The organism is Anaeromyxobacter sp. PSR-1 (genome assembly GCF_000964525.1).
In the GTDB taxonomy this organism is placed as follows: Bacteria; Myxococcota; Myxococcia; order Myxococcales; family Anaeromyxobacteraceae; genus Anaeromyxobacter.
The window spans coordinates 1-9047 of sequence record NZ_BAZG01000181.1; the positions used below are offsets into that span (position 1 = coordinate 1).

A 9047-nucleotide genomic window follows, 5' to 3' on the forward strand; every position below is an offset into this window, starting at 1 on the left:
CGCCGCCGGCCGACCTGGTCGCGGGGGCGGTCCGGCACGCGGATCCGGAGGTCGCGAAGGAGGGCGTCGCGGCGGCCGCGCGGCTGGCGGGACCCGAGGGCGCGCGGCTGCTGCGCGAGGCGGCGGGGAGCGCGCGCTGGGACGTGCGGCGCGCCGCCGCCGTCGCCATGGCGGTGCGCGGCCGACCCGCGCTCGCCCCGGACGCCGCCCGGCTCGCCGCCGGCGACCCGGATCCGCTGGTGGCACGCGCGTTCGCCGACGCGGCGCGCGCGCTCGGGGCCGGGTAGGCGCGCATGTGGAGCCACGGGCCCCCGCCGCCGGCCATGACCGAGGAGCAGTTCCGGCTGCTGCGCGAGCTCATCCAGGCGCACTGCGGGATCGCCTTCCGCGAGGACCACCGCCGGCTGCTGGAGCGCCGCCTGGGGCCGCGGCTGGAGGCGCTCGGGCTCCGCGACTTCTCCGCCTACCACCGCCACCTCCGGTTCGATCCGCGGGGCGGCGCGGAGCTGGCCGAGGCGCTCGACCTCCTCACCACCAACGAGACGTACTTCTTCCGCGAGGCGCGCCAGCTGCGGGCGTTCGCGGACGAGATCCTGCCCGCCCTGGCGGCCTCGCTCGCGCCGGAGCGCCGGCTGCGCATCCTCTCCGCCGGCTGCAGCACCGGGGAGGAGGCGTGGACCATCGCGGTGCTGGTGCGCGACTCGGGGCTGTTCACCGGGTGGGACGTGGAGATCGCGGCGTGCGACCTCTCCCGCCGGTGCGTCGCGCAGGGGCGGGCCGGGAGCTACGGGGAGCATGCGTTCCGCGCGCCCGAGTCGGCGCCGATGCGGCGCTGGTTCCACCTGCGCGGCGGCAAGTGGGTGGTGGACGACGGGCTCCGGCAGCTGGTCCGGTTCCACCGCGACAACCTGGTGGCGCCGGACGCGCTCGCGGCGGTGCCGCCGCTCGACGCGGTGTTCTGCCGGAACGTCATGATCTACTTCGACCTGGAGGCGCGCCGGCGCGCGCTGCGCGCGTTCCACGCGAAGCTGCGGGCCGGGGGCTGGCTGCTGCTCGGGCACTCGGAGTCGCTCATCAACGTGACCGCCGACTTCGAGCTGGTCCAGCTCCGCGCGGACCTCGTCTACCGCAAGCCGGCGGCCGGGGGCGCGCCGTGAGCGGCGACGGGCGCCGGCGCACCCTGCGCGTGCTGGTGGTGGACGACTCGGCCGCCAGCCGGGACGAGCTGGCGCGCATGCTCCACGGGGGCGACGGGCTGGTGGTGGCCGGCACCGCCGCCGACGGCGAGCAGGGGCTGGCCGAGGCGCTCCGGCTCGCGCCGGACGTGGTGGTGCTGGACCTGCAGATGCCGCGCATGGACGGCTTCACCTTCCTGCGGCTCCTGATGGCGCGCCGCCCCACGCCGGTGGTGGTGCTCTCGTCGCAGTCGCGGCGCGCCGACGTGTTCAAGGCGCTCGAGCTGGGGGCGCTCGACTTCGTGGCGAGGCCGGAGCGCGGCGGGCTCGCCCCGGTCCGCCAGGAGCTGCTGGAGAAGTGCGCCACCGTGCGCGCGCTGCGCATCCAGAACCTCTCGGCCGGGGCCCGGGCGCTGGACGCCCGCGAGCTCGAGCCGGGCCGCGTGGCGGTGGTGGGCGCGTCCACCGGCGGCCCCTCCGCCCTGCAGCGCCTGCTCGCGGCGCTCCCCGGCGAGCTCCCGCTGGCGGTGCTGGTCGCGCAGCACATGCCCGAGCGGTTCACCGGCGCGTTCGCGGAGCGGCTCGCCCGCGGCTCGCACTTCAGCGTGGTGGAGGCGGTGGACGGCGACCTGGTGGTCGCGGGGCGCGCGCTGGTGGCGCCCGGCGGGCACCACCTGGAGCTGGCGCGCGGCGCCGACGGCGTGCTGCGCGCCGCGGTGCTGCCGCCCGGCGCGCCGGGACCGGGCGCGCGCCACTGCCCGTCCATCGACCGGCTCTTCCGCTCGGCGGCGCGGGTGCTCGGGCCGCGCGCCTGCGCCGCGCTCCTCACCGGGATGGGCACCGACGGGCGCGACGGGATGGCCGCGGTGAAGGCCGCCGGCGGGCTCACGCTCGCCGAGTCCGAGGAGACCGCCGTGGTATACGGGATGCCGCAGGCGGCCGCCGAGACCGGCGCCGTGGACGCGCTGCTCGGGCTGGACGCCCTGACCGCGCGCCTCATCGAGTTCGCCCGCGACGCCCGAGCGCCATGACCCCGCACCCGCTGCGCCACGCCCTGGTCGTCGACGACAGCAGCGCCGTGCGCCGGCAGCTCTGCTGGGCGCTGCAGCGCGCCGGCGGCATCAGCACCACCGAGGCGATCGACGGCGCCGACGCCTGGCGCAAGCTGGCCGCGGCCCGCTTCGACGTGCTGCTCACCGACATCAACATGCCGGTGCTCGACGGCCTGAAGCTCGTGTCGCTGGTCCGCTCCGGCGGGGCGCACCGCGCCGTGCCGATCCTGGTGGTCACCACCGAGGCCGGCGAGGTGGACCGCCGCCGCGCGCTCGGCCTCGGCGCGAACGACTACCTGGTGAAGCCGGTGCAGGCCCACCAGGTGGTCGAGGCGGTGCGCCGCCTGCTCGGCGCGGCCTGAGGCCGGCGCCAGATCGCGCGCCGTCAGGCGCGCCCGCGGGGACCTCGCGCGAGCCCGCGAAGGCGGGCGCGCGAGGTCACGGGCCCCGCGGAGCAGGGTGGGGCCCCGCGGAGCTCCGCTCCGTGGGGCGGGGCGCAGCCCCGTCCAGATCTTGCCCTGAGCGACCCCGCGGGCCGCGACCGGGTCGCGGCCCGCGGATCGTCGCTCAGGGCGTGATGCGCTCCATCATGCGCGCGAACGGGATGGTCTCGCGGACGTGGTGGAGGCCGCAGATCCAGGCCACGCAGCGCTCCACGCCCATGCCGAAGCCGGCGTGCGGGACGGTGCCGTAGCGGCGCAGGTCGAGGTACCACTCGAAGGCCTGCTTCGGCAGCTCGTGGTGTTCGATGGCCGCCTCCAGCGTGGCGAGATCGTCCTCGCGCTGGCCGCCGCCGATGATCTCGCCGTAGCCCTCCGGCGCGAGCACGTCGCAGCCGAGCGCGACCCGGGGATCGGTCGGGTCCTTCTTGAAGTAGAACGCCTTCATCTCGGCCGGGTAGCGGTGCACCATCACCGGGCGGTCGAACTGCTTCGCGACCACCGTCTCCTCGTCGCCCCCGATGTCGTCGCCCCACTTCATCGGGTGGCCGGCCTTCTGGATGACCTCGACCGCCTCGGTGTAGGTGATGCGCGGGAACGGCGGCTTCACCTTCTCGAGCAGGGTGACGTCGCGCTCCAGGACGGTGGCGAGCTCGGCGCGGTGCTTCTCCAGCGCGGTCTGCACCACGTACGACACGAACTGCTCCATCAGCTCCATGTCGCCGTCGAGGTCCATGTACGCGACCTCCGGCTCGACCATCCAGAACTCGGTCAGGTGGCGGCGCGTCTTGGACTTCTCGGCGCGGAAGGTCGGGCCGAAGCAGTAGACCTTCCCGAGCGCCATGGCCGCGGCCTCCATGTAGAGCTGGCCGGACTGCGTCAGGTAGGCCTTGCCGAGGTCGAAGTAGGGGACCTCGAACAGCGTGGAGGTCCCCTCGCAGGCGGACGGCGTGAAGATGGGCGCGTCCACCAGCGTGAAGCCGCGCTGGTCGAAGAAGTCGCGGATGGCCTTCTCGACGGTGTGGCGGACGCGCAGGATCGCCTGCTGGCGCTGCGAGCGGAGCCACAGGTGCCGCTGCTCCATCAGGAACGCGACCCCGTGCTCCTTGTGGCCGATGGGGAACTCCTGGGCCGGGCGCGACACCACCTGCACGTCGCGCACGTCCAGCTCGAACCCGATGGGCGAGCGCTCGTCCTTCTTCACGAGGCCCGTCACCTTGAGGCTGGTCTCCTGCGGGAGGTGGTCCGAGGCCTGGAACACCTCGGGCGTCACGTTCCCCTTGAACACCACGCACTGGATGGTGCCGGTGCCGTCGCGCAGCTGCAGGAAGTGGAGCTTGCCCGACGAGCGGCGGTTGTGGAGCCAGCCGTGGAGCGTGACCTCCTTCCCCTCGTGCTGGGCGATGTCGGCGACGTGGACGGGCGGGTACATGCGGTGACCCCGGTGCTGGATGGGAGTGGGAGCCTGTGGCGCGGGCAATATAGCTCAGCAGACGAAACCCGCGACGTCCGCTAGAATCCGCACCCCTATGTCGATGAACGAGCGTTACGAGCCCCAGTCGATCGAGCCCCGCTGGCAGCGCCGGTGGGAGGAGGCGGGCGCCTTCAAGGCGGGCCGCCGTCCGGACGCCGACACCCGCTACGTCCTCGAGATGTTCCCGTATCCGTCGGGCGCCATGCACATGGGCCACGCCCGCGTGTACACCATCGGCGACGCCCTGGCGCGCCACCTGCGGATGCGCGGGTTCGACGTCCTGCACCCGATCGGCTTCGACGCCCTCGGCCTCCCGGCCGAGAACGCCGCCATCAAGGACGGCCGGCACCCGGCGGAGCGGACGCGCGAGAACGTGGTCTCGTTCCGCGCCGAGATGAAGCGGCTCGGCTACAGCTTCGACTGGGACCGCGAGCTGGTCACCGCCGACGCGTCCTACTACCGCTGGAACCAGTGGTTCTTCCTGAAGATGCTGGAGAAGGGCATCGCCTACCGGCGCCAGGGCAAGGTGAACTGGTGCACCGGGTGCCAGACGGTCATCGCGAACGAGCAGGTGGTGGACGACAACCGCTGTGAGCGCTGCGGCTCGCCGGTGGTCGAGAAGATCCACCCGGAGTGGGCGTTCCGCATCACCGCCTACGCCCAGCAGCTGCTCGACGGGCTGGACGGCCTGAAGGACTGGCCGGACCGCGTCACCACCATGCAGCGCAACTGGATCGGCAAGAGCGAGGGCGCCGAGGTGGACTTCGCGCTCGCCGCCGGCGGCGCCGCGGTGAAGGTGTTCACCACCCGCGTCGACACGATCTACGGCTGCACCTACGTGGTGCTGGCGCCGGAGCACCCGCTGGTCGCGCAGGTCACCGCGCCGGACCGCCGCGCCGAGGTGGACGCGTTCGTCGCGCGCATGCGCAAGACCGACGCGGTGGAGCGCACCGGGGAGGGCGCGCCGAAGGAGGGCGTGTTCACCGGCGCGTTCGCGGTGAACCCGTTCACCGGCGAGCAGGTGCCGATCTGGATCGCGAACTTCGTGCTGGCCGAGTACGGCACCGGCGCGGTGATGAGCGTCCCGGCGCACGACCAGCGCGACTTCGAGTTCGCGCGGAAGTACGGGCTGCCGGTGCGCGTGGTCATCCAGCCGGCCCAGGGCGCGCGCCTCCCGCCGGGCGACGCGCTCGAGCGGGCCGCCACCGAGGACGGCGTCCTGGAGGGCTCCGGCCCGTTCACCGGCCTCGCCTCGGCCGAGGCGAGGACGCGCATGTCCGCGCACGCCGCGGAGCAGGGCTTCGGCCAGGGGACGGTGCGGTGGCACCTCCGCGACTGGGGCTTCTCGCGCCAGCGCTACTGGGGCACGCCCATCCCGATCGTCTACTGCGACGAGCACGGGATGGTGCCGGTGCCGGAGCAGGACCTGCCGGTGGTGCTGCCGGCGGAGGCGATCATCACCGGCACCGGCGAGCCGCCGCTCGCCAAGGTGGCGTCGTTCGTGAACACCACCTGCCCGCGCTGCGGCAAGCCGGCGCGGCGCGAGGTGGAGACCATGGACACGTTCGTGGACTCGTCCTGGTACTACGCGCGCTACCTCTCGCCGAAGGACGAGGCGCGGCCGTTCGACCCCGAGGCCGCCCGGCGCTGGCTGCCGGTGGACGTGTACGTTGGCGGCCCCGAGCACGCCGTGATGCACCTGCTCTACTTCCGCTTCTGGCACCGGGTGATGCACGAGCTCGGGCTGGTGCACGAGGACGAGCCGGTGCGCCGGCTGGTCACCCAGGGCATCGTGAACGGGCCCGACGGGCGCAAGATGTCGAAGCGCTGGGGCAACGTGGTGGCGCCGGGCGGCATGGTGTCGCGGTTCGGCGCCGACACGGTGCGCATGTTCATGCTGTTCGCCGCGCCGCCGGAGAAGGACATCGACTGGTCCGACGAGCAGGTGGACGGCCTGTTCCGCTTCCTGGCGCGCGTGTGGCGCATCTACCACGCGCGCCAGGCCTGCTTCGACGCGTCGGACGCCGCGCTCGCCGAGGCGGCCGGCGAGGCGCTCGAGCTGCGCCGGCGCACCCACCGGACCATCAAGCGCGTCACCGAGGGGCTCGAGGCCGACCTCAAGTTCAACACCAGCATCGCCGCGCTCATGGAGCTGGTGAACGCGCTGTACGCGTTCGAGCCGGCCTCCGAGCCGGACCGGGCCGCGGTGCGCGAGGCGCTGCTCGCCCTCGCCACGCTGCTGGCGCCGTTCGCGCCGCACGTGGCCGAGGAGCTGTGGCACGAGGTGATGGGCCCGGTCGCGCGCGACCGCCTGGTCGCCGACGCGCCCTGGCCGCCGTTCGACCCGGCGCTGATCGTGGCGGACACCGTGACCATCGCGGTCCAGGTGAACGGGAAGCTCCGCGGCGAGGTGCAGGCGCCGGCCGCGGCGGGCGAGGCGGAGGTCCGCGCGCTCGCCGAGGCCGACGAGAAGGTGAAGATCCACCTGGCCGGGAAGACCGTCCGCAAGGTGGTCTTCGTGCCGAAGCGCCTCGTCAACTTCGTGGTGGCCTGACGTGCGGCGCCCCCGAGACGCCCGCAGGTCCCTCGCCGCGCTGCTCGCCGCGCTGCTCGCCGCGCTGGCGGCGCTCGCGGCCGCGGGCTGCGGGTACGGCTTCTCCCACGCCTACCGCGCGCGCGGCGGCGCGGAGCGCGTGCACGTGCGCGCGTTCCAGAACCTGTCGAGCGATCCGGAGCTGGGCGCCGCGCTCACCGCGGCGCTGCGCGAGGAGCTGGCGCGGCGCGGGGCGTCGGCCGGCCCGGACGCGCCGGTGGCCATCGAGGGCGAGGTGGGCGCGGGCGAGGGCCTGCCCTCGTCCGTCACCGGCTCGACCTTCCACGTGGTGCTGACCGCGCGCGCGCGCCTCGTCTCCGAGGGGAAGGTGGTCGGCTCGCTCTCGGTCCGCCGGGAGGGCGATCACCTGGGCGGCGCGGATCCGCTCGAGACCGAGGGCCGGCGCGCGCTCGAGCTGCGCCGCCTGGCGGCGGACGCGGCGCGCGAGATCCTCGAGGCGTTCGAGGACCGGGACGCGCGCGCCCCGGCCGCGCAGGGCGCGGCGGGGCGCTGACGTCCGGGCGGGGAGGGGGGCTACTTCGCGGCGGCGGCCGGCTTCGCCGCGGCCTTCGCCAGGCGCGAGATCTTCCGCGAGGCGGCGTTCTTGTGCAGCACGCCCTTCGAGGCGGCCTTGCCGATGGTCTTCTCGGCGGACTTCAGCGCGGCCTGCGTGGCGGCCGCATCGCCCTTCGCGATCGCCTCCCGCAGCTTCTTCACTGCGGACTTCACGCCGGTGCGGACCTGGACGTTGCGGGCCCGGCGCTTCTGCGCCTGGCGGTTGCGCTTCTCGGCCGATGCGGTGTTCGCCAAGTGACTTCTCCGTCGGGTTGAATAAGAGGGCGCGCTTCTATCGCCCATCGCGAGCCGCGTCAAGGGGTTATGAGCCCGGTGCGGTCCGGCGGACCCGCGCGCCCTCGCGCACGGTGCCCCGCCGGCGCCCACGGCGCGCGGCCGTGCGCGGCACGTGCTCGGCGCGCCCTAGAGCGGAGCGGCCTCGCCGCGCACGCCCCCCGGCGGGCCTTGTGGCTCAAGGGTTCCCGCGCCCCGTGCCTCGGAGGGCCGCGCGGCGCACGGCTCCGAATCCGGGGTGGGTCGCGGAGTTATCCACCGGCGGGGGCGGGGAGACGTGGAGTGCGGGGGGGCGCCGGCCGCGATGTGGACATCTCGGGGGAAGGGGAAGGTGAGCACGCCGACTTCACTGAGGAATTTCGGTGCTGCGGAACGCGGCGCCACGTGCCGATCGGGTGAATTCCCTGCGTCGAGGCGTCCTGCCCACAGACTTATCCACCATCTTTCCCCAAACCCGGTGGAGAACCTGCCGATGGGGCGGTGCCGGGCGATTTCGCTTGACGCTCGAGCTCCTTCGCCTCGTCCCAGAGCGCGTCCATCTCCGCCAGCGTGGCACTCCCGTGGGGCACCCCGCGACGCGCCAGCTCGCGCTCGACGTGCTCGAACCGCGCGATGAAGCGGGCCACGCTGCCCCGGAGCGCCTCCTCGGGCGGGATCCCGAGCTTGCGGGCGTAGTTCGCGAGCGCGAACAGCGCGTCGCCCAGCTCGTGCTCGATGGCCGCGCCGTCGCCGCCGGCGACCGCCTCGTCCAGCTCGGCGAGCTCCTCGCGCACCTTCTCCCGCGCGCCGGCCGCGTCGGGCCAGTCGAACCCGATGCGGCTCGCCTTCTCGGTGAGCCGGTCGGCCCGCGCCAGCGCCGGCATCTCGCGCGGCACGCCCTCCAGCACGCTGTGCCCGGCGCCCTTCGCCCTCTTCTCCTCGCGCTTCAGCGCCGCCCACTGCCGCAGCACGCCCTCGGCGTCCTTCACCTGCGCGTCGCCGAACACGTGCGGGTGGCGCGAGACCAGCTTGTCGGAGATGGCGTTCGCCACGTCGGCGAACTCGAACGCGCCCTCCTCGCGGCGGAGCTGCGCCTGGAAGACGATCTGCAGCAGCAGGTCGCCCAGCTCCTCGCGGTGCTCGCGGACGTCGCCCGCGTCGATGGCCTCCAGGACCTCGTACGTCTCCTCCAGCACGTACGGGCGCAGCGTGTGGAGCGTCTGCTCGCGGTCCCAGGGGCAGCCCCCCGGGGCGCGCAGGCGCTCCATGATGGAGAGCAGGCGATCGATGGCCTCGGCGGCGCGCGACATGGTTCGTCTTCTTAGCGCGGGACCGGGCGTGCTAGCATCCCGTTCTCGCGTGTCCACCCGCGGTGCCGCCCTCCCGATCCTCCTCGCCGTGCTGGCCGCGATGGCCGCGGCCGCGCCGGCGCGCGTCCGCGCGCAGGTGGCCGCGCCGCGGATGGTCGAGGACGGCGACGAGGCC

9 protein-coding genes are annotated in these 9047 nt (G+C 74.3%); 6 read left to right on the forward strand and 3 right to left on the reverse strand.

What is annotated here, in order from left to right:
- From PSR1_RS19220 to PSR1_RS19235, 4 genes are all read left to right on the forward strand, one after another.
- Positions 1-287: HEAT repeat domain-containing protein (locus tag PSR1_RS19220; RefSeq protein WP_193388388.1), on the forward strand; the 287-nt coding region annotated here is incomplete at its 5' end.
- A 6-nt stretch (positions 288-293) separates the two neighbouring features.
- Positions 294-1157 (forward strand): protein-glutamate O-methyltransferase CheR, encoded by an 864-nt coding sequence (locus tag PSR1_RS19225; protein ID WP_059439036.1) that lies wholly within the window; start codon positions 294-296, stop codon positions 1155-1157.
- Positions 1154-2206, forward strand: a complete 1053-nt coding sequence (cheB, locus tag PSR1_RS19230) for a chemotaxis-specific protein-glutamate methyltransferase CheB (protein ID WP_059439037.1) — start codon at positions 1154-1156, stop codon at positions 2204-2206. The genes PSR1_RS19225 and cheB overlap by 4 nt, the downstream gene beginning before the upstream one ends.
- Complete coding sequence (locus tag PSR1_RS19235; protein WP_059439038.1) at positions 2203-2589, forward strand: response regulator; 387 nt, start codon at positions 2203-2205, stop codon at positions 2587-2589. Before cheB ends, PSR1_RS19235 begins: the two co-directional genes overlap by 4 nt.
- 205 nt (positions 2590-2794) lie before the next feature.
- On the opposite strand, the gene asnS is transcribed toward PSR1_RS19235, so the two are convergent.
- Positions 2795-4099, reverse strand: a complete 1305-nt coding sequence (gene asnS / locus PSR1_RS19240) for an asparagine--tRNA ligase (protein ID WP_059439039.1) — start codon at positions 4097-4099, stop codon at positions 2795-2797.
- A 97-nt stretch (positions 4100-4196) separates the two neighbouring features.
- Between asnS and leuS the strand changes: the two genes are divergently transcribed.
- Positions 4197-6695, forward strand: a complete 2499-nt coding sequence (gene leuS, locus PSR1_RS19245; RefSeq protein ID WP_059439040.1) for a leucine--tRNA ligase — start codon at positions 4197-4199, stop codon at positions 6693-6695.
- A gap of 1 nt (position 6696) precedes the next feature.
- Positions 6697-7248, forward strand: a complete 552-nt coding sequence (lptE, locus tag PSR1_RS19250) for an LPS assembly lipoprotein LptE (RefSeq protein WP_059439041.1) — start codon at positions 6697-6699, stop codon at positions 7246-7248.
- Positions 7249-7268: 20 nt separating this feature from the next.
- Here the strand turns inward: lptE and rpsT are convergent, their stop codons facing one another.
- Both rpsT and mazG read right to left on the reverse strand, forming a co-directional pair.
- Positions 7269-7544, reverse strand: a complete 276-nt coding sequence (rpsT, locus tag PSR1_RS19255; protein ID WP_059439042.1) for a 30S ribosomal protein S20 — start codon at positions 7542-7544, stop codon at positions 7269-7271.
- Between the two features lie 470 nt (positions 7545-8014).
- The gene (gene mazG / locus PSR1_RS19260) at positions 8015-8872 is read right to left on the reverse strand and encodes a nucleoside triphosphate pyrophosphohydrolase (RefSeq protein WP_059439043.1); all 858 of its coding nucleotides are present in this window, start codon (positions 8870-8872) and stop codon (positions 8015-8017) included.
- Positions 8873-9047: the final 175 nt, after the last annotated feature.

Excerpts from the sequence above, each read along its gene's own strand:
- asnS (WP_059439039.1), bottom strand. The coding sequence starts at position 4,099 with ATGTACCCGCCCGTCCACGTCGCCGACATCGCCCAGCACGAGGGGAAG.
- mazG (WP_059439043.1), bottom strand. The coding sequence starts at position 8,872 with ATGTCGCGCGCCGCCGAGGCCATCGATCGCCTGCTCTCCATCATGGAG.
- leuS (WP_059439040.1), top strand. The coding sequence starts at position 4,197 with ATGTCGATGAACGAGCGTTACGAGCCCCAGTCGATCGAGCCCCGCTGG.
- PSR1_RS19235 (WP_059439038.1), top strand. The coding sequence starts at position 2,203 with ATGACCCCGCACCCGCTGCGCCACGCCCTGGTCGTCGACGACAGCAGC.
- PSR1_RS19225 (WP_059439036.1), top strand. The coding sequence starts at position 294 with ATGTGGAGCCACGGGCCCCCGCCGCCGGCCATGACCGAGGAGCAGTTC.